The organism is Kitasatospora sp. NPDC001540 (genome assembly GCF_042894345.1).
GTDB classification, from domain to species: Bacteria; Actinomycetota; Actinomycetes; order Streptomycetales; family Streptomycetaceae; genus Kitasatospora; species Kitasatospora phosalacinea_C.
This window is the reverse complement of sequence record NZ_JBIAVO010000033.1, coordinates 58,397-82,661: the sequence shown is the minus strand read 5'-3', so window position 1 is coordinate 82,661 and position 24,265 is coordinate 58,397. Positions and strand designations below refer to the sequence as shown.

The 24,265-nt window shown below is 71.2% G+C and carries 24 protein-coding genes and 5 pseudogenes; 15 read left to right on the top strand and 14 right to left on the bottom strand.

All coding sequences use genetic code 11. The features are described 5' to 3' along the window. The first annotated feature begins 221 nt into the window (after nucleotides 1-221). Complete coding sequence (locus tag ACFY00_RS30055) at nucleotides 222-725, top strand: DUF1203 domain-containing protein (protein WP_388035108.1); 504 nt, start codon at nucleotides 222-224, stop codon at nucleotides 723-725. Between the two features lie 16 nt (nucleotides 726-741). Here ACFY00_RS30055 and ACFY00_RS30050 read toward each other — a convergent pair whose 3' ends face one another. From ACFY00_RS30050 to ACFY00_RS30040, 3 genes are all read right to left on the bottom strand, one after another. After that, the gene (locus ACFY00_RS30050; protein ID WP_388035105.1) at nucleotides 742-1,110 is read right to left on the bottom strand and encodes a cupin domain-containing protein; all 369 of its coding nucleotides are present in this window, start codon (nucleotides 1,108-1,110) and stop codon (nucleotides 742-744) included. 113 nt (nucleotides 1,111-1,223) lie between these two features. Then, nucleotides 1,224-2,384 (bottom strand): hypothetical protein, encoded by a 1,161-nt coding sequence (locus ACFY00_RS30045; RefSeq protein ID WP_388035102.1) that lies wholly within the window; start codon nucleotides 2,382-2,384, stop codon nucleotides 1,224-1,226. Nucleotides 2,385-2,418: 34 nt separating this feature from the next. Next, nucleotides 2,419-4,068: a M48 family metalloprotease gene (locus tag ACFY00_RS30040; RefSeq protein WP_388035100.1), complete on the bottom strand. Its 1,650-nt coding sequence runs from the start codon at nucleotides 4,066-4,068 to the stop codon at nucleotides 2,419-2,421. Nucleotides 4,069-4,210: 142 nt separating this feature from the next. Here ACFY00_RS30040 and ACFY00_RS30035 point away from each other — a divergent pair, with 142 nt between their 5' ends. Then, the gene (locus tag ACFY00_RS30035; protein ID WP_388035097.1) at nucleotides 4,211-5,365 is read left to right on the top strand and encodes a cystathionine gamma-synthase; all 1,155 of its coding nucleotides are present in this window, start codon (nucleotides 4,211-4,213) and stop codon (nucleotides 5,363-5,365) included. A 22-nt stretch (nucleotides 5,366-5,387) separates the two neighbouring features. Here the strand turns inward: ACFY00_RS30035 and ACFY00_RS30030 are convergent, their stop codons facing one another. Further along, nucleotides 5,388-5,849 carry a MarR family winged helix-turn-helix transcriptional regulator gene (locus ACFY00_RS30030; protein WP_388035095.1) on the bottom strand — a complete coding sequence of 154 codons (462 nt, stop codon included), beginning with the start codon at nucleotides 5,847-5,849 and terminating at the stop codon, nucleotides 5,388-5,390. Nucleotides 5,850-5,940: 91 nt separating this feature from the next. Between ACFY00_RS30030 and ACFY00_RS30025 the strand changes: the two are divergent. Then, nucleotides 5,941-6,087 (top strand): annotated as a pseudogene (locus ACFY00_RS30025) (threonine ammonia-lyase); the annotation flags it as partial. Nucleotides 6,088-6,348: 261 nt separating this feature from the next. Here the strand turns inward: ACFY00_RS30025 and ACFY00_RS30020 are convergent. The 3 genes and pseudogenes from ACFY00_RS30020 to ACFY00_RS30010 form a co-directional block, all read right to left on the bottom strand. Then, nucleotides 6,349-6,621 (bottom strand): annotated as a pseudogene (locus ACFY00_RS30020) (DDE-type integrase/transposase/recombinase); the annotation flags it as partial. Nucleotides 6,622-6,705: 84 nt separating this feature from the next. Next, nucleotides 6,706-6,912, bottom strand: coding sequence for an IS3 family transposase (locus ACFY00_RS30015; RefSeq protein ID WP_388035092.1), 207 nt, complete (start codon nucleotides 6,910-6,912; stop codon nucleotides 6,706-6,708). 40 nt (nucleotides 6,913-6,952) lie between these two features. Then, a complete protein-coding gene (locus tag ACFY00_RS30010) occupies nucleotides 6,953-7,180 on the bottom strand; it encodes a transposase (protein WP_388035090.1) in 228 nt (75 codons plus the stop codon). Between the two features lie 319 nt (nucleotides 7,181-7,499). Here ACFY00_RS30010 and ACFY00_RS30005 point away from each other — a divergent pair, with 319 nt between their 5' ends. Both ACFY00_RS30005 and ACFY00_RS30000 read left to right on the top strand, forming a co-directional pair. Next, on the top strand, nucleotides 7,500-7,664 hold the full coding sequence (locus tag ACFY00_RS30005) for a hypothetical protein (protein WP_388035087.1): 165 nt from the start codon (nucleotides 7,500-7,502) through the stop codon (nucleotides 7,662-7,664). 1 nt (nucleotide 7,665) lies between these two features. After that, nucleotides 7,666-8,547 carry a hypothetical protein gene (locus ACFY00_RS30000; protein WP_388035084.1) on the top strand — a complete coding sequence of 294 codons (882 nt, stop codon included), beginning with the start codon at nucleotides 7,666-7,668 and terminating at the stop codon, nucleotides 8,545-8,547. A gap of 460 nt (nucleotides 8,548-9,007) precedes the next feature. On the opposite strand, the gene ACFY00_RS29995 is transcribed toward ACFY00_RS30000, so the two are convergent. Further along, complete coding sequence (locus ACFY00_RS29995) at nucleotides 9,008-9,181, bottom strand: GntR family transcriptional regulator (protein WP_388035116.1); 174 nt, start codon at nucleotides 9,179-9,181, stop codon at nucleotides 9,008-9,010. A 164-nt stretch (nucleotides 9,182-9,345) separates the two neighbouring features. Here ACFY00_RS29995 and ACFY00_RS29990 point away from each other — a divergent pair, with 164 nt between their 5' ends. From ACFY00_RS29990 to ACFY00_RS29975, 4 genes and pseudogenes are all read left to right on the top strand, one after another. Beyond that, entirely contained in the window at nucleotides 9,346-9,576 is a 231-nt protein-coding gene (locus tag ACFY00_RS29990) for a hypothetical protein (protein ID WP_388035081.1), read from the top strand. 82 nt (nucleotides 9,577-9,658) lie between these two features. Beyond that, nucleotides 9,659-10,061 (top strand): annotated as a pseudogene (locus ACFY00_RS29985) (hypothetical protein); the annotation flags it as partial. A gap of 194 nt (nucleotides 10,062-10,255) precedes the next feature. After that, nucleotides 10,256-11,272 (top strand): ATP-binding cassette domain-containing protein, encoded by a 1,017-nt coding sequence (locus ACFY00_RS29980; protein ID WP_388035078.1) that lies wholly within the window; start codon nucleotides 10,256-10,258, stop codon nucleotides 11,270-11,272. 1 nt (nucleotide 11,273) lies between these two features. Beyond that, nucleotides 11,274-12,134, top strand: a complete 861-nt coding sequence (locus tag ACFY00_RS29975) for an ABC transporter permease (RefSeq protein ID WP_388035075.1) — start codon at nucleotides 11,274-11,276, stop codon at nucleotides 12,132-12,134. Nucleotides 12,135-12,227: 93 nt separating this feature from the next. Here the strand turns inward: ACFY00_RS29975 and greA are convergent, their stop codons facing one another. Next, nucleotides 12,228-12,725 carry a transcription elongation factor GreA gene (gene greA, locus ACFY00_RS29970; RefSeq protein WP_388035072.1) on the bottom strand — a complete coding sequence of 166 codons (498 nt, stop codon included), beginning with the start codon at nucleotides 12,723-12,725 and terminating at the stop codon, nucleotides 12,228-12,230. Nucleotides 12,726-12,954: 229 nt separating this feature from the next. After that, nucleotides 12,955-13,401, bottom strand: coding sequence for a DUF4307 domain-containing protein (locus ACFY00_RS29965; protein ID WP_388035069.1), 447 nt, complete (start codon nucleotides 13,399-13,401; stop codon nucleotides 12,955-12,957). A gap of 157 nt (nucleotides 13,402-13,558) precedes the next feature. Between ACFY00_RS29965 and mca the strand changes: the two genes are divergently transcribed. Together mca and ACFY00_RS29955 are read left to right on the top strand one after the other, a co-directional pair. After that, nucleotides 13,559-14,428, top strand: a complete 870-nt coding sequence (gene mca, locus ACFY00_RS29960) for a mycothiol conjugate amidase Mca (protein ID WP_388035067.1) — start codon at nucleotides 13,559-13,561, stop codon at nucleotides 14,426-14,428. A 78-nt stretch (nucleotides 14,429-14,506) separates the two neighbouring features. Next, complete coding sequence (locus ACFY00_RS29955; RefSeq protein ID WP_388035064.1) at nucleotides 14,507-14,698, top strand: hypothetical protein; 192 nt, start codon at nucleotides 14,507-14,509, stop codon at nucleotides 14,696-14,698. Between the two features lie 356 nt (nucleotides 14,699-15,054). Here the strand turns inward: ACFY00_RS29955 and ACFY00_RS29950 are convergent. Continuing rightward, a pseudogene (locus tag ACFY00_RS29950) lies at nucleotides 15,055-15,282 on the bottom strand (hypothetical protein). Nucleotides 15,283-15,875: 593 nt separating this feature from the next. On the opposite strand from ACFY00_RS29950, the gene ACFY00_RS29945 reads away from it, so the two are divergent. Together ACFY00_RS29945 and ACFY00_RS29940 are read left to right on the top strand one after the other, a co-directional pair. Next, nucleotides 15,876-17,918, top strand: a complete 2,043-nt coding sequence (locus ACFY00_RS29945; RefSeq protein ID WP_388035062.1) for an N-6 DNA methylase — start codon at nucleotides 15,876-15,878, stop codon at nucleotides 17,916-17,918. Nucleotides 17,919-18,141: 223 nt separating this feature from the next. Then, nucleotides 18,142-18,317 (top strand): annotated as a pseudogene (locus tag ACFY00_RS29940) (DUF255 domain-containing protein); the annotation flags it as partial. Nucleotides 18,318-18,354: 37 nt separating this feature from the next. On the opposite strand, the gene ACFY00_RS29935 reads toward ACFY00_RS29940, so the two are convergent. The 3 genes from ACFY00_RS29935 to ACFY00_RS29925 form a co-directional block, all read right to left on the bottom strand. Then, nucleotides 18,355-18,921 carry a Uma2 family endonuclease gene (locus ACFY00_RS29935; protein ID WP_388035059.1) on the bottom strand — a complete coding sequence of 189 codons (567 nt, stop codon included), beginning with the start codon at nucleotides 18,919-18,921 and terminating at the stop codon, nucleotides 18,355-18,357. A gap of 214 nt (nucleotides 18,922-19,135) precedes the next feature. After that, a complete protein-coding gene (locus tag ACFY00_RS29930; RefSeq protein ID WP_388035113.1) occupies nucleotides 19,136-19,531 on the bottom strand; it encodes a DNA-binding protein in 396 nt (131 codons plus the stop codon). A 367-nt stretch (nucleotides 19,532-19,898) separates the two neighbouring features. After that, nucleotides 19,899-21,326: a DUF4041 domain-containing protein gene (locus ACFY00_RS29925; protein WP_388035056.1), complete on the bottom strand. Its 1,428-nt coding sequence runs from the start codon at nucleotides 21,324-21,326 to the stop codon at nucleotides 19,899-19,901. 325 nt (nucleotides 21,327-21,651) lie between these two features. On the opposite strand from ACFY00_RS29925, the gene ACFY00_RS29920 reads away from it, so the two are divergent. Together ACFY00_RS29920 and ACFY00_RS29915 are read left to right on the top strand one after the other, a co-directional pair. Continuing rightward, nucleotides 21,652-21,864, top strand: a complete 213-nt coding sequence (locus ACFY00_RS29920) for a hypothetical protein (protein ID WP_388035053.1) — start codon at nucleotides 21,652-21,654, stop codon at nucleotides 21,862-21,864. A 564-nt stretch (nucleotides 21,865-22,428) separates the two neighbouring features. Next, a partial coding sequence (locus tag ACFY00_RS29915) for an AAA domain-containing protein (RefSeq protein ID WP_388035050.1) occupies nucleotides 22,429-24,265 on the top strand: 1,837 nt, incomplete at its 3' end.

The window sequence follows — 24,265 nt, the reverse complement described above, 5'->3', positions numbered from 1 at the left end:
CCACCGCTTCTCCACGGAATCCGGCGCCTGTGCGCAGCGCGCGCACCGACGCCGGGCCCCGGCCCCCCCCCCCCCCCGCACCCCCCCCCCCGCCGCCCCCCCCCCCCCCCCCCCGCCCCCCCCCCCCCCCCCCCCCCCCCCCCCCGGGGCCGTGGGGCGCCGCGCAGCGCGACGTCCGGAAGCCGCCGGACCGGCCGGGCGCCCCGGCGCAGGCTGGGGGCATGGAGAACACTGCTGCCACCGCCACCGTCACCGCGCTGGACGTCCGGGCGGTGCCCGGCCCGGTGCTCGCCGAACTGCGCCGGGTCGACGACGCCGGGCGGACCCGGGAGGCTTTCGACGCCGGGCTGGGCGACCAGCCGCTGCGCTGCTGCCTGACCAGGGCCAGGCCCGGCGAGCGGATCGTCCTGCTGTCGTACGCGCCGCTGCTGCGCTGGGCCGCCGAGACCGGCTGCGACCCCGGGCCCTACCTGGAGACCGGGCCGGTGTTCGTGCACGCCGGGCCGTGCGCGGGGCACCCCGGCGGCTGGCCGGAGGGCTTCCACCGCGGGCCGCGGGTGCTGCGGGCCTACTCCGCGGACGGCCTGATCCTCGGCGGGAAGCTCGGCGCACCGGACGAACTCCCGTCGATCGCGGCCGAGTTGCTGGCCGACCCGGCGACCGCGGTGCTGCACGTGCGGGCCGTCGAGTTCGGCTGCTTCCTGCACGAGGTGCGACGCGGCTGAGCGGGCCCGGCCGGGCTCAGCCCTTCGGCTTCGCGTAGTCGGCGTAGCCCTGCCAGTCGAGCACCACGCAGGGCGCGTCGCCGACCACCCAGGCGTCGTGGCCGGGCGGGCAGAGCATGAAGTCGCCCTCGCCGAACTCTGCGGCCTCGCCGTCGTCCATCTCCACCCGCAGCCGGCCGGAGATCACGTACCCGGCGTGCGAGGCCTGGCAGCTGTCCGTGCCGGCGATCGGCCCCACGTGCTCCGACCAGCGCCAGCCCGGCTCGAACACCGCGCGGCCGACGCCGCCGGCCGCCAGGTTCACCAGGGCCAGCTGCCCCTTGCCGCCCTCGAACGGGCGGACCTCCTCCGGTTCGTCCAGACTCATCCGCACCAACCCGGCCATCACCGTTCACCTCCGGCCGAGAACGACCCGCGCCCCGCCGCCGGGCTCGGCGACGGGGCGCGGCTGACCCTTCCATCCTCGGCACCGGGCCGGGCGGGCGCGACGCGGGACGGTCAGTCGGTGGCGCCCGCGAGCTGGGCGGCGGCGGTGACGCGGTCCAGCTGGATGACGTGCACCGGGTCGCCGTAGCTCGTCCACGGGCCCGGGACGTACGGGCCGAGCGCCCGGAAGTGCGGCATCGCCTCCGCGCCGCGGCCGGCCCGGGTGTGGAACTGGGCGAGCCAGCCGTGCAGGCCCCGGATCCGGGGGGCCATCGCCTCGGCGGCGGCCGGGTCCGCCTCGGCGGCGGCCAGGTCGGCCTCGGCGGCGGCCAGGTCGGCCTCCGCGGCCTCGACGGAGGCCAGTACCTCGGGGGCGCCGTAGGCGGCGCGCCGGTCCTCGACGCCGCGGAACTGCTCGTCCCAGGCCTGGAGCTTGACCAGGGTCATCAGCGAGCCGACCGGCGCGCCCGCCACCGCCGCGTCCGCGAAGGCGTGCATCAGCTCGTGGCTGCCGTGCCACTTCGCGCACCAGTACTGCAGGGCCCGCAGGTGGCCGCCGACGTGCAGCGGGTCGCGGGCGGTGAGCTCCGCCCACAGGGCCACGTAGCGGGCGTTCTCCCAGCCCAGGCCCATCGCGATCGGCTGCTGGACGTAGAACGGCAACGGGTCGTCCGCCGCCGCCAGGCGCTCGGCCTCCTTCGCGGCCTGCTCGGCCTCGCCCAGGACCCGGTGGAAGGCCTGGAACTGCTCCTGGCTGACCTCGCTGGCCTGCCGGGAGCTGCGGATGTTCCAGGCCAGCTGGACCAGGGCCTCCACGGTGACCACCGCGGCGTCCGGGTCGTCCGGCCGCTCGGTGCGCCAGGCCTTCAGCCAGGCGTCGTCCTCGGCGGCGTTCTCGCCCAGCGGGCCGACCAGGCGCGTGCGCAGGTCGTGGTCGCCGGCCGCGGCGGCCAGCAGGTCGGCGGCCGGGCGCCAGTCACCGGCGGTGGCGGCGGCCAGCGCGGCGTCCAGCCCCGGGACCTCGGGGGTCCGCACGACCACCAGCTCCTCGCGCGGGACCAGGCCGTGCTTGGTGGACAACTCCCGTTCGAGCTCGGCGCGCCGCTCCTCGGTGCGGTGCCGCACCTCGCCGCGCAGCTTCTCCACGCGGGCGGACTTGGCCTTCGCCCACCAGCTGAGCACCTTCCAGGCCAGCAGCAGGACGAGCGGGATGATGACGATCAGTCGGGCCATCGGGGGTGGTTCTCCAGGGGGTGTGGCGGGTCCGTCAGGACGAGGCGGGCACGGGGGCCGCGGTCTCGGCGAGCAGGGTGCGCAGCGGGGCGGTGTCGGGTTCGGCGGCGACCGCGGCGTCCAGCGCGGCGGGCAGCCGGTCGGCGGCGTCGCCGGGCAGCACCAGGGCGGCCGGGCGGCTCCAGGACAGCTCCCAGTGGGCGCGCCGGTCGGTGGTCAGGGCCAGGACGGTCAGCGCCTCCAGCGCCTCGCGCAGCAGGCCGCGGTGGAACTCCCGGGCGGCCCGGCCGGTGGCCTGCGCGGCCTGCTCGCTCTGCGGCAGCTTCGCGGCGACCTCCGCGCCGCGGCCCGCCTCCAGGGCGTCCAGCATGGCCTCCACGGTGCCGTGCAGGCCGATGCCGGTCAGCGCCCGCAGGACCGGCTGGGCCTGCTCGCGGGCGTGCGCCAGCAGGGTCTCGTGGACCAGGTCCGGCCAGTCGACGCGGCGCTTGGCGGCCGCCTCGGGGACGAGTTCGAGCGTCTCCAGCTCGGCGAGCAGGCGGTCGGCGTCGCGCAGCAGGCCCAGCGCGGGCCGCTCCGAGCCCAGGCCCGGCAGGCCGGAGGTGTCGGGCAGCGCCTCGACCGCGGCGACCCGCTGCCGGATCGGCGGGTGCGAGTCGTACGGGCCGGACTCCTCCTCGGGCAGGTCGAGGCCCATCCTCGCGAGCTCCTCGCGCCGCTTCGGGTCGGCCAGCAGGTGCGCCAGGCCGCCGTAGAACTGGCCGGGCACCGGCAGCAGGCCGACCGACCAGCCCATGGTGGCGTAGCGGTCCAGGTAGAAGCCCTGGGCGGCGCCGAGCGCCGGGATGCGGCGCAGCGCGGCGGCGGTGGCGTCCCGGCCGGCGATCTCGGCGGCGTGCCGGTCGGCGGCGAACTCCTGCTGGCGGCGCACCGATTCGGTGACCCGGAAGTACAGCTTGGCGTACTGGGTGAACAGCTTGGCCAGGACGCGTTCGACGCCGCCGTTGCCCGGGTCCTCGTCGCGGGCGCCGCGGCCCTTGGCGGCCCGGTAGGCGTTGTCCTCGGCGATCTCGGCGGCCTTCTGGGCCTGGTGCAGGTCGGCGCGGTGGTGCAGGGTGGCGATGGAGTGCACCAGGGCGTTGTGGCCGGCCACGGTGAGGGCGCCGAGGCGGACGTCGTTGTTGGCGTAGTGGCCGAACTCGTGGGCGAGCACCGAGTCCAGCTCGGCCTCGCTGAGGCCCATCAGCAGCGGGGCGCCGACCGCGAGGCGGCGCGGGCCGGGGACGAGGCCGAGCAGCCGGGTCTCCTCGGAGACGTACGCGTTGACGTCCGAGACCAGGCGGATCTCGGCGGGGCCGCGGACGCCGGTGGCCTCGGTGATCCGGTCGACCCGGGCCCACAGCTCGGGCTGCTGCTCGCGGCTCAGCACCAGCCCCTCGCGGTGGTCGGAGCGCGGCCGGCGGGTCAGGAACACCACCCGCAGCACCGGGTAGGCGATGGCGGCGCTCAGCAGCCACAGCTTGACCATGCCGCTGTGGAAGCGGTCGGAGTTGACGACCAGTTCGACGTTCAGCCAGACCAGGCCGACCACGAGGGCCGCCGCGAGCAGGTAGAACCCGGCCAGCAGGGCGACGGCGACCAGCGCCCGGGTGGAGGTGCGCATGCCGGTGCGCTCCGTGGACATTCCGGGTTCCCCCTGCGTCGATCATGTGTACGGGACGGCTGATCGTACTGGTGCGACCTGTTCGACAGCGAGGCCTTTCAGGTCACGGAAACGCCGCCCCGCGGGCCACCGGGGCCACCTCCGCCGCACTAGGCTCGGCTGCATGACCGAGCACCAGCTTTCCCACGGCTTCGAGACCCTCGCCATCCACGCGGGCCAGGAAGCGGACCCCCGGACCGGGGCAGTCGTGACGCCGATCTACCAGGTGTCCACCTACAAGCAGGACGGCGTCGGCGGACTGCGCGAGGGCTACGAGTACAGCCGCTCCGCCAACCCCACCCGCACCGCGCTGGAGGAGTGCCTGGCCGCGATCGAGGGCGGCGCGCGCGGCCTCGCCTTCGCCTCCGGGCTGGCCGCCGAGGACACCCTGCTGCGCACCCTGCTCAAGCCCGGCGACCACATCGTCATCCCGAACGACGCGTACGGCGGCACCTTCCGGCTGTTCGCCAAGGTGCTGACCCGCTGGGGCGTCGAGTTCTCCGTCGCCGACACCCACCACCCCGAGAAGGTCCGCGAGGCGATCCGCCCGACCACCCGCGCGGTGTGGGTGGAGACCCCCTCCAACCCGCTGCTGGGCATCACCGACCTCGCCGCCGTCGCCGAGATCGCGCACGCCGCCGGGGCGAAGCTGGTCGTCGACAACACCTTCGCCAGCCCCTACCTGCAGCAGCCGATCTCCTTCGGCGCCGACGTGGTGGTGCACTCCACCACCAAGTACATGGGCGGGCACTCCGACGTGGTCGGCGGTGCCCTGGTGGTCGCCGACCCCGGCCTGGCCGAGGAGGTCGCCTACCACCAGAACGCGATGGGCGCGGTGGCCGGGCCGTTCGACGCCTGGCTGGTGCTGCGCGGCATCAAGACGCTCGGCGTCCGGATGGACCGGCACTCGGAGAACGCCGAGAAGGTCGCCGAACTGCTGTCGAACCACCCGAAGGTGACGCGGGTGCTCTACCCGGGCCTGCCCACCCACCCCGGGCACGACGTCGCCGCCAAGCAGATGAAGGCCTTCGGCGGCATGGTGTCCTTCCGCGTCGCGGGCGGTGAGCAGGCCGCCGTCGAGGTCTGCAACCGGGCCGAACTCTTCACCCTGGGCGAGTCGTTGGGCGGCGTCGAGTCGCTGATCGAGCACCCCGGGCGGATGACCCACGCCTCCGCGGCCGGCTCCCCGCTGGAGGTGCCCGCCGACCTGGTGCGGATCTCGGTCGGCATCGAGTCCGCCACCGACCTGCTCGCCGACCTGGAGCAGGCGCTGGGCTGACCGGCCGTCGCCCGCCGCCGGTTCAACGACGGTCCAGCAGACCGTCGTTGAACCGGGCCAGCAGCGCGCAGAACACCGCCCGCTCCCCGGGCGTCCACCCCGCGGTCAGCTCGTCGATCAACTCCCGCCGCCGTCGGCGGACCCGGGCCAGCCGCCCGACCCCCAGCGGCGTCAGCGCCAGCCGCACCGCCCGCCGGTCCGCCGGGTACGGCAGCCGCGCCACCAGCCGCTCGCGCAGCAGCGGCGCGGCCTGCCGGGTCACCGTCGAGGAGTCCACCCCGAGCTCCGCGGCCAGCGTCTTCACGTTGGCCGGGCCGGTGGCGGCCAACTGCTCCAGCAGCAGGAACGCGGCCCGGTCGAGCTCCCCGGCGACGCTGATCCGCCGCGCGAACACCGCGACCTGGTAGGCGAGTTGACGGCCGGGATCGAGGCCGGGATCGAGGCCTTCGGGGTCGGCGGAGGGATCGGGCGCAGGCAGGCTCATCGCGGCTCACGAGGGGGTGCGGGCGACTCGTGACCAGCAGCGTACGCGCGCCGGGCGAACACCGGAACCACTCCGCCCTAGGCTTGCCGCCATGCACAGGTGGCCGATCACGGTGGACGACGTCCGGGGCGCGCAGAAGATGCTGGCCGGGGTGGCCCGGGTCACCCCCATGCAGACCAGCCGCCACCTCTCCGCGGTGGCCGGGACGCCCGTCCACCTCAAGTGCGAGAACCTGCGGTGAAGTTCCCCCCTGATCGTGGACAGCGGGTTTCTGCGCTGCGGCGGTGAAGTCGTGCTGCAGTCGGGCCCTGGTTTCGAGTGGGGTGAGGTGCCCGAGCTCGAGGTGCTTGTGGAGCCTGGTGCGGTTGTATTCGACTTCGATGAAGCGGAAGACGTCGGCGCGGACCTCGGCCCGGGTGGCCCACACGCTCGTGCCGACCTCGGCCTTGAGCAGGGCGAACCAACTCTCCGCTGCGGCGTTATCCTCGCAGGAGCGGACGCGCCCCACCGACTGGCGCATTCCCAACGCCCGTATTTCGCAGCGGAATTCGGTGAAGGCGTACTCGCTGCCACGATCGGCGTGCATGATGCAGCCCTCCTCCAACTGCCCGCGCCCGGCCGCCATCCGCAATGCCGTCACCGACAGCTCGGCGCGGTGGTGGTCCGCCATCGCCCGGCCGACCACCTCGCGCGTGGCCAGATCGATGCAGGTCGTCAGAGGCACCTTCCCTTCCAGTGTGACGAGTTCGGTCATGTCGCCGACCAGGCGCATCCCGGGCCTCAGTGCGGTGAAGTCCCGGCCGATGAGACCCGCGGCGAACACCGCCCGCTTCGCCTGGCGGGTCAGCCCACGCCGTCAGCGCCGGGTGATCCCCGCGATGCCGTTTACGCGCATCGGCCGCTCGACCCGCTTGATGTCGACCACACGCCCGGCCCGGACCAAGGCAGCGTGGATCCGGGGAGCGCCGTAGGCACCGCGCGACCCCGTGCGCAGCACCCGGATCTCCCACACCAGCGCCTCCTCGTCCCGGTCGCGTCGGCGGCGGGCGGGCCGCGCGGCCACATGCGCGTAGTAGGCGGACCGGGAGATGCCCAGCGTGCGGCTACTTCGCCCGGCGATTCGCGAAGAAGGCGGTCGCTTTCCCCAGGACCTCCACGGTCTGCTCCAGCTCGCGGACCTGGCGGCGCAGTCGCGCCAGTTCCTCCGCGCTGACCCCGAGATCCCGGGCGACCTCCGTGACAGTCTTCCCGGACGACAGCGCCGGCTCCACGGCATCACGCTTGAAATCGGCCGGGTACCGCTTGTTCATGTTGCTCTTGCCACTCACCACCTGGACTGCTTCCTCCGGGACTCAACCGTCCCAGTGCCGGGCTGTCCAGATCAACGGGGGAACTTCAGCGATCGACCACCCCCTGAACTCCGGTCTGGCTAGACTTCCTACGCACCCAAACAGGCGCAGGGTTGGTTCACCCTGGCCGGACCGGTACCTGGCTCCGCCCGATGCTGCACCCGGGCGGACGTCGAACCTCTGGGGTTGCTGGGGGCGGCGATCGAGGTTCGACGGTACGTCCGTCCCGGAGGCACGTGAGAGGCATCTCCGGGGCGAACAACACCCGCACCACTTCGACAACAGGAAGGGAGTACCGCACATGAGCGCACACACCTTGCCGCGTCACTACTACGACCCGGCGCGGGGGCTCAACGTCACCGCCGGGGGCACGCCCCTGGTTGAGGCCATGCCGAATGACGTTCTGGTCGGCTTCACGATCACCAACCGGCCCCCGCCGATCGGATCGAAGAAGGACGACGACTGAGATGACCCGCACCCGCGTGGTGGTCATCGCTACCGATGACGATCTCGCGGCGGACATGGTGGTACGTCACTTCGGGCGTACCACCTTCGTTCGTCTCGACCCCGGCAAGCTGCGGCACGGCATCCCTGTCCACGCCCGCATCGGAGGGGGCGCCGACGGGCTGACAGTCGGTACGCCGCTGAGCCCGTCCACGTCCGTGTTCTGGCGGAAGCCCACCCGCGCGACGTCCCTCTCGGGAGAAGCGGCCCAGGCTGCCGACGAAGCCACCATGGCTGTGTTGGGGACCCTCCGCGCCGCCGGTATCACGCGGTGGCTGAACGAGCCCTGTGCGGTCGATCTCGCTCGCCCGAAGGTGGTGCAGCTCCGCCTGGCCCAAGAGCTGGGGTTGCTGGTGCCGGACACGCTGATCACGACCCACGTGATCGAAGCCCAGGACTTCGCGTCTGCCGGGCGGACCGTGACGAAGCAACTCACTGGACGATACGGGGAGTTCACACCCGCACGTGAGCTTGCGACAGGTGAACGGCTCCGCTTGTCGGGCCCTACCGCCTTTCAGCGCATGGTCGACAAGGCTGCGGATCTACGCGTGACCGTGGTCGGCGAGGAAGTGTTTGCCTGTCGGATCACGTCTCCGGATCTTGACTGGCGGGTGGACCATGCCGCATGCCGGTTCGAGCCGACCAAGCTCGACCACACGACTGCGCAAGCCCTTGTTCGCTTCCTCCAGCGTTCCGGGCTCGCGTACGGGGCGTTCGATCTCGCTGAGACGGCGGACGGCGTACCGTGGTTCCTGGAGTGCAACGCTGCCGGGGAGTACGGGTTTCAGGAAGCCCTGACCGGCGCGCCGATCACGCAAGCAATGGCGGGTTGGTTGCTCGATTAGACAGGGAGGGCTCATGCCCCGGCCGCAATGGATGATCGAATCCGGGTGGACCACAGAGGTTGTCAACGGCTACATCAAGTGGACGCACGAATCCGGCAAGACCTATACGGGTCTCACGAAGAAACCCGAATGCGCGGACACGGAGCTTGGCAACCCTCCGGGCTCTCCGCCGCACTCGTGGGTTCGGCGCGACGCCCTTTGGTACTGCCGTGCCTGTCGCCGGGCAACGGCGGGAAGGCCCATTCCTGTCTGCGAAGACGGGGAACACAGGTGGGACCCGGAGGACAAGGACGTCTGTGTCATTTGTCAGGCAGCGGTGTTCGACTTCTACACCGATCGGGGCATCAAGCTCGGGGAGCCGTACAAGGACCCGAAGACCTACGGGCCGACTGAGTAGGTAGCCGGACGCCTCGAAGCCCCGTCTTGCCCTTGCCGGTGATCTTCGGTGGGCGGGGCTTCGTCATGCCTTGTTCCGGGGCAGCACCTTCCACCCCTTGCCCCAGGCCGTAGTAAGCAGCCCTCCGCCTCGAAGAACTCCGAGGGCACGGCGGATCGTCATGGATGCCCGCTCGAATCGTGCCGCGAGGGCGGCCTCCGAAGGCCACGGTTGATCGTCGTACGCCCCGGCACGAATCTAGGCGGCAAGCGCCCGGAGACGGGCCGCAGAGGCTCATCCGGATCGAGCTTGCCGGGCAGCGTCGGGCGAGCTGGGCCGCCTACGAGCGGTCGACCGACGGGCGGACCCTGATCGCTCCGCACATCGATCGAGGCGCGTTCCTCGCGGAGTACAACCGAGACATGGCGGAGCAGCGGGAGCGGGAGCAGCGCAAGGACGCACTTCGGGCCCAGCTCCAAGCGTGGGCGCAGATGCCCGCACACCAGCGGATCCGCCGCGCGGAGCTGCTCGCCACCGCCTATGGGCTGGACGACCTTCCCGGCTTCGAGGCGGAGTTGAAGCGCGACCGCCCGACCCCGGAAGCCGTGGTGGAGCACGGCCGGATCCTGCTGGATCTCTTCGTCCCCGCGTAGCAGCACGTCAGAGCCCCGTCCGGGCCGATCCGGGCGGGGCGTTCTCGGCCCCTCATTCCGTATCGCAGTCGTCGGTCAGTCGGACCACTGGGACGTGATCACCGGCCAAGCCACCCTGGGCCTAGAGGTCCTGGAGCAGTGCCCCGAGGTGCGCACCGTGCTGATCGGCACCGGCGGCGGCGGGCTGCTGGCGGACGGGGTGGTGACGGTCTCCGAGGACGCGCTCTCCCGCTCGCTGCTGGTCGGCCTGGAGCGGCTCAAGTTGGTGGTCGAGCCCGCCGGGGCGGCGCCGATCGCCGCGCTGCTGTCCGAGCCGGGCCGGTTCGAGGGGCCGGTGGTGGCGGTACTCTCCGGCGGCAACGTCGACCCGCAGCCGGGCACTGACCGAGGTCGAGGTGGACCTGCACCTGGAGACCAAGGGGCCCGAGCACTGCGCGGCGGTGATCGGGGAGCTGCGCGAGGCCGGGTACGTGGTCAGCCGCTGAGGCCGGGCCGGGGGCGGCGGGGTTGTCAGTGGTCTCCGGCATGCTGTGACCCGCCTCACCTGCGGCGCTTGACGCGATATATCGCGAGTGACAGCATCTTGCGATGTATCGCGAGCTTCGCCGCAGGTGGGCTCGGGTACCACATCGGATGATTTCCCCACAAAACGACTCGCATCAGGAGATGAGGCAGGCCCATGGCGGCAGCCATCGAAGCCGAGAACCTGGTCAAGACCTTCGGTGACGTCCGCGCCCTGGACGGCGTGAGCCTGGACGTGCCGGAGGGCACCGTGCTCGGCCTGCTCGGCCCCAACGGCGCGGGCAAGACCACCACCGTCCGGGTGCTGACCACCCTGCTCCAACCGGACTCCGGCCGGGCCACCGTGGCCGGGGTCGACGTCCTCAAGCACCCCAACAAGGTGCGCAGCCTGATCGGCCTCTCCGGCCAGTACGCGGCCGTCGACGAGTACCTCACCGGCCGCGAGAACCTCCAGATGGTCGGCGAGCTCTACCAGATGAGCGCCCGCGACGCGAAGAAGCGGGCCCTGGAGCTGCTGGAGTGGTTCAACCTCTCCGAGGCGATGGACCGCACCGCCAAGACCTACTCGGGCGGCATGCGCCGCCGCCTGGACCTGGCCGCCGCGCTGGTCGTCCGGCCCCCGGTGATGTTCCTCGACGAACCCACCACCGGCCTCGACCCGCGCAACCGGATCGCCCTCTGGGAGGTCATCGAGACCCTGGTCGAGCAGGGCACCACCCTGCTGCTCACCACCCAGTACCTGGAGGAGGCCGACCGCCTCGCCCACGACATCGCGGTGGTCGACCACGGCAAGGTGATCGCCCGCGGCACCGCCGACGAGCTCAAGCGCCAGATCGGCGGCGAGCGGATCGAGGTGGTCGTCCGCGCCGCCGACCTCGTCCCCGAGGCCGTCGCCGCGCTCACCCCGTACGCCAAGGGCGACCCGACGGTGGAGAGGAACACTCGCCGGATCACCGTCCCGGTCAGCGGCGGCGCCCGCGTACTGGCCGACGCCATCCGCGAACTGGACGCCCGCTCCATCGAGATCGACGACATCGGCCTGCGCCGCCCGACCCTGGACGACGTCTTCCTCTCCCTCACCGGCCACGCGGCCGAGAACGGGACGGGCGAGGACGAGGAGGGCGGCGCGGCCGCCACCGGGAAGGGCCGCCGCGGCCAGGGGAAGGACGCCTGAGATGACACTCGCCGACACCCGGGGCGCCATCGGCGGCGCCCCCGTCACCCCGCGCCGCGGCGTCGCCGCCACCGCCCACGACTCCTGGGTGGTCGCCAAGCGGAACCTGCGCCGGATGACCCGCATCCCCGAGATCGTCGTCTTCGGGCTCATGCAGCCGGTCATGTTCGTGCTGCTGTTCTCGTACGTGATGGGCGGCGCGATCGCGATCCCCGGCGCCCAGCCCAGCCACCAGACGTACATCGAGTACCTGATGGCCGGCATCTTCGCCCAGACCGTCACCTTCGCGGTGGCCGGCGCCTCGGCGGGCATCGCGGAGGACATGACCAAGGGCCTGGTCGACCGGTTCCGCTCGCTGCCGATGTCCCGGGCCGCGGTGCTCACCGGGCGCACCCTGGCCGACCTGGTGCAGACCGCGTTCATCCTGGTCGTGCTGGCGCTGGTCGCGCTGCTGGTCGGCTGGCGGATCCACAACGGCGTGCTGGACATGCTGGCCGCGTTCGGCTTGCTGCTGCTGCTCGGCTACGCCTTCTCCTGGATCGGCGCGCTGATCGGCCTGTCGGTGCGCAGCCCCGAGGCGGCCACCTCGGCCGGCCTGATCTGGCTGTTCCCGCTGACCTTCGTCTCCAACGCCTTCGTGCCGGTCAGCTCGATGCCCGACTGGCTGCAGCCGGTCGCCTACTGGAACCCGTTCTCCGCCACCGTGCAGGCCTGCCGCAGCCTGTTCGGCAACCAGCTCGGCCCGGTGCCGGACTCCTGGCCGATGCAGCACGCCGTGCTGGTGTCGGTGGTCTGGTCGGTCGTCATCATGGCGGTCTTCTCCTGGCTGGCGGTGCGCAAGTACCGCCGCGCGGCGGGCTGAGGGCCGCTCGGCACGCGGCGACGGCCGCTCGGCACGCGGCGACGGCCGCTCCCCCCACCCGGGGGAGCGGCCGTCGTCGTGCGTGCGGGCGGATCAGCCCGAGAACGGCTTGGCGTCGACGATCTTCACGCGCGCCTTCTTGCCGTTCGGCAGCTCGTACTGGGCCTCCTGGCCCGCCGACTTGCCGGTGATGGCCCGGCCCAGCGGCGACTGGGGGGAGTACACCTCGATGTCGCCGTCGGTGACCTCGCGGGAGGCCAGCAGGAACTCCATGGTGTCGTCCTCGTCGCCGTCGAAGGCGACCGTCACCAGCATCCCCGGGGCCACCACGCCGGAGTCGGCCGGGGCCTCGCCGACCTTCGCCCGCTCCAGCAGCTGGGTCAGCTGGCGGATCCGGGCCTCGGTCTTGCCCTGCTCGTCCTTGGCCGCGTGGTAGCCCGCGTTCTCCTTGAGGTCGCCCTCCTCGCGCGCGGCCTCGATCTTCTTCGCGATCTCGATGCGCCAGGGCCCCGTAAGGTGGTCAAGCTCGGCCTTGAGCTTGTTGTAGTGGTCCTGAGTGAGCCAGGTCACGTCATCGTTGGTCTGGGTCACAGGGTGCTCCTCGTCGGTACTGGCGCCGCCCCGGGGGTGGTCCGGCGGCGGTGGGTCGATTTTCTGGGCAGATGCAAAGCAACGCCCGCTCCCGAGCCGGTCGGCGCGGAAGGGGCGAAATCACGAGCCTAACAAGTTCCGGGCGCGGACGGGAGGTCTGCGGGCGGCCGTGGCGCTCCCCGTGCGGCGGTGCCCTCCGAAAGGGTGAGCGAGGCGCCGGACGGGCGGGTTACTCCTTGTCGGGGGTGCAGCCGAGCAGCTCCGCGGTGGTGCCGCGGGCCGTGGTCCGCAGCGTGACCACCTCGTCGTAGCTGCTGCCCGCGGCCGGGACCCGGAAGTCCGACTGGCCCACCACCGCGCCGTCCGTCCCCTGCGAGCGCACCGTGCACACCCCGGCGGTGCCGTCGCTCTTGCGCACCGACAGCTGCAGCTGCACCTCGGTGTCCGACACCGTCTGGAAGGTCGGCACCGTACCGTTCAGCCTGGTCTCCCGCAGCAGGTACGAACCGCCCAGCCAGGCGACCAGCCCGAGGAACAGCACCCCGCACACCGCCGCGGCCACCCGCAGCTTGCGGTCGGCGGCCCGGTCGTCGCCCCGGCCGTAGCGGTCGGCCGGGGGGGCCGGGGGGGCCGCGGCGGCGGCGGTGCGCGTCTCGGGCGTAGGGCTGTGGTCCATGGCGGGCTCGGTCCTTTCGCGGAGCGGCGTTCGTCCTTCGGTGGGAATGGACGGGCCCTCCAGTCCGTCACTATAGGAGGGGCACGACCGCGCCGGAGGAGGCGGGGGAGCCGAACCCGACGAACCGGACATACCTGTACCTGAAGGGGACCAGGCGTTGAGCGAGCAGTTGCGTTTGATGGCGGTGCACGCGCACCCGGACGACGAGTCCAGCAAGGGCGCCGCCACCATGGCGATGTACGTGTCCCAGGGGGTGGAGGTCCTGGTCGCCACGTGCACGGGGGGCGAGCGCGGCTCGATCCTCAACCCCAAGCTCCAGGGCGACCCGTGGGTCGAGGAGAACATCCACGAGGTCCGCCGCAAGGAGATGGACGCCGCCCGGGAGATCCTGGGCGTCCAGCAGGCCTGGCTCGGCTACGTCGACTCCGGCCTCCCGGAGGGCGACCCGCTGCCCCCGCTGCCCGAGGGGTGCTTCGCCCTGGAGGACGTGGAGGTCGCGGCCGGGGCCCTGGTCAAGCTGATCCGCGAGTTCCGTCCGCACGTGATCACCACGTACGACGAGAACGGCGGCTACCCGCACCCCGACCACATCATGACCCACAAGATCACCATGGTGGCCTTCGACGCCGCCGGTGACCCGGAGGCCTACCCCGAGGCGGGCGAGCCCTGGCAGCCGTCCAAGCTGTACTACAACCACGGCTTCCCGATGGGGCGGATCCGCGCCCTGCACGCCTACCTCAGCGAGAACGGGCACGAGTCCCCGTACGGCGAGTGGATCGAGGGCTGGGAGAAGTCCGGCCGGGCCGAGCGGGAGATCACCACCCGGGTCGAGTGCGCCGACTTCTTCGAGGTCCGCGACAAGGCCCTGATCGCGCACGCCACCCAGATCGACCCGGACGGGCCGTGGTTCCGCGTCCCGATCGAGGTCCAGCGCGAGGTCTGGCCGACCGAGGACTACGAGCTCGCCAAGTCCCTGGTCGACACCGACCTGCCGGAGGACGACCTGTTCGCGGGCCTGCGCAAGTAGCCCCTTCGTCCCGCTTCGCCCCGTCCCGTACCACCCCCCGGTGACCCGGCCGTCCTAAGGTCGGGTCACCATGGAGGAATGAGCACCCCCGTGAACCCCGTCCAGCTCGCCAGCGCCCTGGCCCTCGACGAGGCCAAGGTCACCCCCGGTCTCCTCGGCTTCGTGGTCTTCGCGGTCCTCGGCGTCGCCACCTGGTTCCTCCTGAAGTCGATGAACGCCCGCTTCAAGAAGATCGACTTCGTCGAGCAGCCGGACCCCAAGGACGACTGACCCGGGGGCGCTCCGCAGGCCCGGCACCCGTCGACGTCTCCGTGCGCCGCGCCACGGACGGCGCCGGCCGGGTGCCACGGGTGCCCCCGGCCTCCGGACGACGGGCGGTGCGGCACCGGCGCCGGTGAACTCGCGGATCCACGGACCGGTTCCACTCGCAGCCGGGAGGGCACCCACTTCAAGCGCGCTGGAGCGGTCCTCCCCCGCACGGCTTCAACGGTGGTCGGCGCGGGCACGAGTACCGGGACCCCGGCCTGCCCCGGTACGCCTCGGCGCGAGCCACCGTCCTGCGGTCGTTGCGCAGGAGCAGGGGAGCGCCTCGGAGTCCAGCACCAGCGAGCGGGCCGGTTGCCCCTTCACGCGGCGCCCCGTTCGACACCCTCGGCGTTCTCGTCCCCGAACAGCTCGCGGCGAGCGGCTTCGATCTCCTGCTTCGTGAGCGCGCCCTATTCCTCCTCGTGGGACGCCACGATCTCGGCGAGTCCGTCCATGGCGAGCTGATGCCTGACAGCCTCGGTGATGTAGCTGGACGGCCCGCGGCGGCCGGTTCGAGAGCGGAGCTCGCTGACCGGCTCGGCGGGCATGGACACGGAGATGTTTCTCGGTGGTGCCGGCTCGGGAGGCTTCACGGGCGCGGTGCAGGACACTTTCTGTTGCATGGGCGACCCCCTGCGCTGCGCGCCTGCCCGCGCCATGGAGGCGGCGTTCGAGTGCGGTCCTCCGGGTGCGGGGCGAGCCCCCGGGTGATCTGCGTCACATGGTGGTCTCCTACCGGTGCGCTTCCGCCGCGGCTTCGCCGAGCGGATCGCTGGCCGGAGCTGCGGCTTGCTGTGGCGGATGCTGCGCAGCGTTGCTGCGCACTGAGCCGGATAGGGCCTCGTCCTGCCGTGCCGCCCCTCTTGCTGGTGGCGATTTGACGGTAGCTTGGGAGCCGTTCCGATCTGGTGGGGCGTCAGTTCGCGGCTGACCAGACCGATGGAGATGCGCAGAATGACTGCGCACAGGACAACTTTCCAGGGAGTCGAGCACAATGAAGGCGTTCATCGAACTGCTGGGCAAGGCGATGCAGAACACGGGGACGACGCTGCGGCTGTGCCTGTTGATCGCGGTCACCGCCGGGGCGTGCTTCATCGGCCAGGTGAAGTAGGACGATCAGGGCTTCGAGGGAGGGCATTCGATGACGGCAGGAGCGGCGGACCCGGCAGCAGAGGTCGCCGAGCGGTTGTGGCGGGCGTACGCGCCCTACCGGCGTGGTCGTGGGACGGCCGGTGACCTCGATGCGATGCTGGCGATCCTGGTGCTGGCCGCCTTCGCGGAGGCGGAAGGCCGACCCGGGAACGACTTCGCGAAGCGGTGGAAGCGGGCTTCGGCGGAGGCCACCGCCGGATTCTCCCCGGTGGCCGAACTGCGGGGGGCCTTGCAGGAGGCGGCCCGGCACCCGGGCTTTCCGTTGCCGTGGTCGGCCGACCTCGATCTCGGGGGCGGAGCGGACGACGCCGCGTGGATGACGGCTTTCGTCGCGGCGCTGGACCGGGGCCCCGGACTCGGAGAAGTCGCGGCGGCCGACGTCTGTGAGCTGCTGCTCCAACGGCACGCGGTGGAAGGGGCATTGCCGGGAGGGGAGTTCTACACGCCGCGCGGGGTCGCCGATCTGCTCGTGGGCCTGGCCGACCCCCGGCCGGGGGAGCGGATCATGGATCCGGCCTGCGGCACGGGCAGCGTGCTCGCGGCTGCCGCCCGACACCTGGCTGGACGGGGGCTCGCCGGTGACAGCGCGTTCGAGGCGTACGCGGTGGACCGGAGCAACGTGCGCCCGGCGATGTTGAACCTGGCCCTGCACGGGGTGAGCGTGCCCCGGGTGGAACTGGCAGATCCGGCGACGCTGTTGCGGGACCGGAACCTGGGCCGCGCCGACCGGGTGCTGAGCAATCCGCCGTTCAACCAGCGGATCGACGGGTGGGGGCAGCAACGGTTCATCGCACCACCGGAGTCGAGTTCCAACTTCGCCTGGTTGCAGCTCGCCTGGTCCCAGCTCAAGGAGGGCGGGACCGCGGCGGTCGTGATGCCCGCGCGGGCGGCCTGGGCGGGAGGAGCGGAAGCGTCGGTCCGCCGCGAGATGGTCGCCCGGGGCGCGGTCCTCGCGGTGATCGCCCTGCCGACGCACCTCTTCGCGGGCACCAACATCGCCGTGCACGTCTGGGTGCTCGGCCGGGGCGGTAGGTCCCGTCCGGCGCACCGAAGCGACTCGGTGCTCCTCGTCGATGCGCGCAACGCGGGGAGGCGGTCGTCGGAGCGCCCCCGGGTGCTGTCGGGCGAGGACGTCGACCGCGTTTCGGATCGCTTCCGGCGCTGGTTCGGAGGCTCGGAGCCGATGGACGAGCCGGGTTTCTCGCGATCGGTCTCCTACGCCGAACTCATCGAGAACGCCGGCAACCTGGACCCGCGGACCTACCTCCGGACGGAGAGTGAGCCGGGCAGGGCCGCCGACCTGAGCGCCGTGCTGGCTGATTTCGAGCGGCGGAACCGCGAGGCATCGGAGCTCGGAGCGGAACTGGCGCAGATCGCCGGCGCGCAGGATCAGCTGGCGCAGGACGGCATCCGGTGCCGGAACCTGCTGCTGAAGGACGTGGTGAACGGCGGGGCGACGGCCGACGGCCGTCCCGTGCGGCTGCTCGCAGGGCCTTCGGGAAGCCTGATCCGGGCCCAGGACTACGTGGAGGCCGGAGGGATTCCCGTGGTGATGCCGAAGGACATCTCGGACATCGGCTTCAGCGAAGACGGCATCAAGTACATCTCCGAGCAGCATGCCGAACGGCTTGACCGCTTTCGATTGAACCGCGGGGACATCGTGGTCGCCCGCCGGGGTGATCTCGGGCGATGCGCCGTGGTCGGAGAAGAGGAGCGGGGCTGGGTCTGCGGCACCGGCTGTTTCGTGATCAGTCCTCCGGACACGGTTGACCCCCACTACCTGGCGGCGTTCCTGCGCAGCCCCGGAGCGCGGGAGTGGCTCGACACCCATGCGACCGGGAGTCTGGCTCTGCGGACCATCTCGCTCGAGGTGCTCGGGATGCTGCCCGTCGCCCTTCCCGATCTCGACGCCCAGCGCGCCATCGGCGAGGTCATGGCGAGCTTCGACGCCCATGAGCGGCGGCTGCTGGACCAACTGGCGGCGACACGGGACATCCGCAGCAAGGCGCTGGACAGCTTCCTGGCGGGATGAAGGGCGGGCGGTCCTGCTCCGGATGCCTTCCGAACGGCTGCGGCGCCCGCAGGTCCGGGCGGGGCGAAGGGGCCGTCGAACCCGGCGTCGGGGGCCGCCGCCGGGAGCCACGTGCCCACGGCGGCGCCCACGACGATTCCTCCTCACATCCGAACACGACGCCCCGCCAGGCCTTTCCCGCAGCGGGCCGGGCGCCTGAAATACCGCCGCCACGGCGAACCGGCTGGCACACGCGACCTCCCCGTACCTGTTGCGGCACGCCGACAACCCCGTCGACTGGTGGGAGTGGGGCGCCGAGGCGTTCGCGGAGGCGGAGCGGCGGGGGTGCCGGTGCTGCTGAGCGTGGGGTGCGCGGCGTGTCACCGGTGCCAACGAATGTGGAGGGCCAGTTGCTCCGACCCGGAGCGGACCGACCGGCCGTCGTCCGGGGGACGAGTCAGATCGCGTTGAGGTCGATCTCGACTGCGAACGGAGAGGCCGTCCTGATTGCGCCCGTGAACACGTTCTCGTCGCGGTAGGAGCGGCTCGCGGGGTCGAGGACGTAGGTGTAGACGAGAGGGACGCCGTTGACGGCCTGCTCGATCCGCCAGTAGAAGGCGATGCCGGCCTGGGCGTACTGATCCACCTTCACGATGCGGTCGGTGGTCTCCGAGCCCGGTGACACGACCTCGACGACCAGGAGGACGTGCTCCGGACGGGTGGGCGTGATGTCGATGGTCTCGGCCCGGTAGACCACGACGTCGGGCCGCCGGTTGGTCAGCGGCACGTCCTGCAACCGGACATCGAAGTCGGTGTCGGCGTTCCAGTCGGGGCCGGCGGCCGCGTCGAGGGCGTTCGCCAGGATCCGGGCCAGGCGGTTGTGTCGCTTGGAAGCACTCGGGCTCACGACGACCATCCCGTCCACGATCTCGATGCCCGCACACTGCTCCTCGGACCAGGAGTCGTACTCGTCCGCGGTGATCTGGTGGTGCATCCACTCGGGAGCGACCATCTCGGCGGTCATCGGCGTACCTCCTCGGGACTCGACGGGCTCGGTGCTGCTGGGCTCAGCGTACTGTTCCGCGCCTCTGGGACGTTGTCCTGCGGGTCGGATGGTTCACCCGAGCCAGAGCGATGCAGCGGGGCCGCCGGACCGTCGCAGTGAGCGCACGGATTGCCCGTGGCGGCCGGGAGGAGGACGCCCCGGTGTTCGGTCGGCCTCGGTGCGTTCGGCGGTGCTACACCTCGCCGATGACCACGCGCTTCCCGCAGAGCTTCGACCAGTCGTCCCGGTCGGACGTCAGGACGATCACGGGGGCCGGGACGCGGAGCGCGAGGGCGGCGACGATCGCGTACTTGTGCCCGTGCCCGCCCGCGTCCTGAAGCAGCGCGACTGCGGTCAAGGAATCCTCCTGGCTCACGGGTTCCACCCGCAGCCGGGAGAGCACCCACTTCAAGCGCGCCAGATCGGTCTTCCCCTGTACGGCTTCAACGATGGTCAGCGCAGACACGATGACAGGGATCCCCACCTGCCGGGATGCCTCGATGCGAGCTGCCATCCCCCGGTCGTTGCGCAGGAGCAGGGAGAGCGCCTCGGAGTCCAGCACCAACGAGCGGGCCGGCTGCTCCTTCACGCAGCGCCCCGCTCGACACCCTCGGCGTTCTCGTCCCCGAACAGCTCGCGGCGAGCGGCTTCGATCTCCTGTCTCCGTGAGCGCGCCGTGCTCCTCCTCGTGGGGCGCCACGATCTCGGCGAGTCCGTCCATGGCGAGCTGATGCCTGACAGCCTCGGTGATGTAGCTGGACGGCCCGCGGCGGCCGGTTCGAGAGCGGAGCTCGCTGACCGGCTCGGCGGGCATGGACACGGAGATGTTCTCGGTGGTCCCGGCGCGTGACGTCTTCATGCTCAAAGTGTGGGGCAAGGTCTATTACACGGAGGGGGTGCGCTGAATCCCGTTGAACCGGTCGACGGCCGGCTGCCGTCACGCACCGGCTCGTTGCTCAAGCCGGCCTGCTACCGCTGGCTCTCCACTCAAGTGCCTCGGGCACGTCGGTGAATTCGACCAGGTGCTGTCCGACGTATTCCTGCAGAGCATCCCGGACTTCTGCGGGGCTGACGTAGAAGAACTCGCGTCGAGTATTGACCTGGTTGACTCGGCGGTCCGCGAAGTGCTGATGGAGCTTGGTCTCCAGCCCGACGGCGTCGTCGCTGAAGATGAGTGCGTGGACGTCGAAGCGGAACGGTACGGACGCGCCGCTGAGCTCGTAGATGCGGTCCAGGGGTTCGAGTCGGCGGGTCAGGCCGATCTTGACCATGTGTTCGCCGAAGGCACCCACATTGGAGATGACGTAGACGTAGCCGGTACGGATGTTCGCCGCCCGGGCCTCTACGTTGCGCAGGGCGGACTCGATATCGGCGAGTCTGCTCTCCAGATCCAGGACGCCCTGCGTGTCGCCACGCTCACGCAGTCGCTGCAGGGCTGTCTGGACGTGGTTGCGCTCCTTGTCCAATTTCTCACGTTCACGGTCGAACTCGCGTTGCGCCCGCTCCTCCTCGCGCTGGCGGGCACGTGCTTCGCGCTGGGCTTCCTTTTCTTCGTCCTTCTTCTGCAGATAGTCGGCAGTCAGCATCAACTCACGTACGCGGGCGTCGTGGTAGCCGTCCGCGATACGGATCTGCATGGTGGCACCCAGCTTGGCGATGGTCTCGCGGGTCTTGTAGAGACGGTCGACCAACGGGCCGACGCGGTACGGGCGCATGGTACGCACCGCTTGGTCGGCCTCGGCGTTGTAGGCGCGCAGCATCAGTTTGGAGAAGTCCTGCACCATCTTCTTGCCCTGGCGCTGCGACCCGTTGACGGTCCACTGCGAGACGGACTGCACCGCCTGCCCCGTGCGCACCATCTGCTTGATCTCTGCTTGCAGGGAGTCCAGGCGGGTGCGATAGGCGACCGCGTCCTGCAGTGGGTGGTGGTAGCTGTACACCCCGACCTGCTGCAACATGGCGGCCTCCTCGGTCACCACGATCTGCGCCTGGGCCTGGGCCAGACGATTCTGTACTTCGAACAGGTCCTGCTGCGCCTTCTCCAGTTCCTTCCGTGCCTTGCCGGCTTCCTTGAGAACGGCCTGCATCTCGGCGGTCTCTCGGCGTACTGCATTCCGGGCCTCGAGACGAAGTTCGCGGGCATCTTCCTCGGCCTCCGCCCGAATGCTCCCGGCCTCGGCCCGGGCGAGGGTCACTGCCTGCGCTGCTTCCAGAGCCTCCGGGCCCTGCGCCCGGGCGATCCACTCGCGCAACTGGGTCAGCTCGTCGCTTTCCCGTCCGCGACGTCGGCCGAACAGCTTGGGGCGGGTACCTCGATCTTCGATGCTCGGCGATGAAACCGGCCGGTCGACCACCGGTGTTCCAGGGGCCTCGGAGATCCACAACTGCCAGCCTTCAGGAGGCGCCGGCCAGGACGGGTCAGGCCGCCAGTCAGGCGGGGGAGTCCAACCGGCAGGAGCGGGAGGCCAGTCCGGGGGTGGGTTGAAACGCAGACTCGCCACAGTGGCTCCTCGGAGACGACGCACGGGGCACGCGCGATTGCGAACGTACCCCCTGTAGTGGAAGCGGCGCAGCGTGTTGCCGACGACGGGGCGCGACTGTTCCGAACCACCACTGCTATGGTGCGGCGCACTCTCTGTCCGCAGCCATCGGGGGCCGTCTCAGCGCCTCCGGTACGGAGGGGAGTCACGCCGCGCTCCCTACTGCTACGTGATCGGTGAAGTGCCGCCGACCTTCGTCGCCGAAGTCGAGAGGAAGGCTGACGAGCTGGTTCGAGCTGCGGAAGTCTTCTACCTCGACGGGACCTCGTACCGGGGTGAGAACCCCAAGAGCAAGACAGCCGACGTCCTTGGCGGCATGTTCGAGTACCTGACCGTCGTACGACACGAGCAGATCCACATCGTCCAGGTCACGCCTCTATAGGTCGTATGGACACCCGTCTGTGCTGCTACGAGTTGAGGTCTTGGCCTACGACGCCCCCTGTGAGCGGTGCTCATTCTCATTCTGGTGGGTATTCGCGCTGCTACCTTCCCACCAGCCGAGCGGCGGCGAATTCACGACCACGGACTTTCCCGAAGCCGTTGAGATGGCTCGCACCATCCTGTCAGCGTCCGGCAGCGAGATCGGTCTCCGTGAACAGCTGAGGGACCGGCCGGCGTGGCAGCGAGGTCGCAGCTTCAATCCGAACCGGTGTGACGCGTGTGGGTATCAGGCAGATTGGCATGCTTCGAGAAGGTCCTCGACCGAGCCATGTACGGCGGCTGGATCCACGTCGCTGAGGGGCCCGTGTGCCCGTGGCCCAGTGGCGGTCGATCAGAGGTAGGGGACAGGGCATTTTCTGGCCGCACTGCTGATCGCGCCCGTGCTCGCCCCTGCGTCGCAGTGGCATGCGGTGATTTGTATAACAAGCGCACACGTGGAGTGACCAGCGTGGGATGATTTCCGCGCGTGGCGTTGTCGTGTCCAGATGGGCCAGGTGGGGGAGCGTTGGCGCAGTGGATGGAGCAGCTGGTACGGGCTGTGGACGAGGTGCTGGCCGGCGAGGGCCGTTCCGGTGGCCGTGCGGAGTCCCCCAGGCACACGAAGGTCGGGGACGTCCACTATCTGGAGGACGGCTGGTACGGACTGCCCACCTATGCGAGCCGGATCGACCCTGACGACCTCCAGGACATGCGGCTGGCCACTGGGGCCGGGCCGGACGATCAGCGGGGGCGGTCCTTCACCGTACTCGGCTGGCGGGTCGAGTCGGAGCGGGTGCGACTTCAGGTGGCGACCCACGCACCCCGGAGCGGAATGTCGCTGTGGGCGGTGCGGAGACCGCCCGACTTCCTGGTTCGCTCGCTGCGCGAGGCGTTGGCGGCCCTGCCGGTCAACGGGCTCACGGAGCGACTGGTCGGCGGCCGGATTGACGCGGTCGCGCCGGCGGATGCCTCGGCCTGCGACGGTGTGCTGAAGGACGGCCAGGCACAGGCGTACCTGGCCTGCACCTCGCCAGGCCTGCGGTTGGTCTGGGGGCCACCTGGGACTGGTAAGACGACTGTGCTGACCAGGGCGTTGAGCGACCTGGCTCTGCGGGGCAAGCGGGTCCTGCTGGTCTCCGGCACCAACGTGGCGGTTGACAACGCATTGGAGGGGGTGCTCAAGGACCGCTCCTCGCTGCCACCTGGTCTGATGGTCCGAGTCGGTTCTCCCGCGCTCCGCCACGTGGCCGAGGACCCGCGCGTCTCGCTGCCCCTGCTGGTGCGTGCCAAGGTGGCGGAAGCCGAGCGAGCGGTGGAAGGCGTCGCCGAGAAACTCGCCGTCCTGGCAGGCGAACCCGAGCTGACTGAACTGCGCGATACGGAGGCCCGACTCGCCGGTTTTGATCCCGACTCGTACGAGCGGGCAAAGGAACGCCTTGCCCACGGCCGCCTGGTGGAGCGCCTCGCGGCCGAACTGGAGTCGGCCGAAATGGGCGAGGCCGACGCCCGATCCCGGAGTGAGCAGGCTGCCGTCCAGCACCGGGAGGCGCTAAGGCGCTGGGAAAGTTGGGCACCTCAGCGGGCCTTGCTGGAACAGGTGGCGCAGTGGCGGGCCGAGATCGGGAAGGGCGAGCAGAGCCAGCAGCAATTGAGGGCAGCCCTGCTCGACGCCGAAGCCGCTCTTGCCGCTCTGGACACGGAGCAACGCGAACTCGACGGACGGGGTCGTTTGCGGGCCTGGCGGCGGCGTGGCGAGATCCAGCGCGAACGAGCTGAGCAGAGCCGACGCCGTGATGCCCTCCACCAGCAGGTCGTCCAAGCCGCCGAGACCTACGCCGCCCACCACGACGTGCTGCGCCGCCGCATCGCTCAGGCACGGGCGAAGGCCCATCCTGTCGATGACACCGCGCTGCGCCTGCAACTGGCGCTGATCGACTCGGCCGCTGCCGACCGAGCCAAGGTGGACCAAGACCTCGCCGTCGCCCGGCACACGGCGCAGACCGCTGGACATCGGCTGCGTGCGGCCCAGCAGGATCACCACCCTCAGCCCGGGGACGCCGATCTGGTGGCCGTCTCGGACAACGCCGGCCTTCCCCAGCTGACCGTCCGGCTTCGGGAACTGCAGGCCTCCTGTGCTGGGCTGCTGGCCAGGCAAGGTGAGCTGGAGCGCGAACACGAGCGGCTCGTGCGGGAGTTGGCACGCCGACGCTCCCAGGCCGAGCCCGAGCTGATCCGCGGGGGGGGGGGGGGGGGGGCCCCCCCCCCCCCCCCCGCGCGGCCCCCCCCCCCGGGCGCCCCCCCCCCCCGCCGCGCCGGGGGGGGGGGGGGGCGGGGCCCCCCGCGGCGCCGCCACGTAGTGCGGG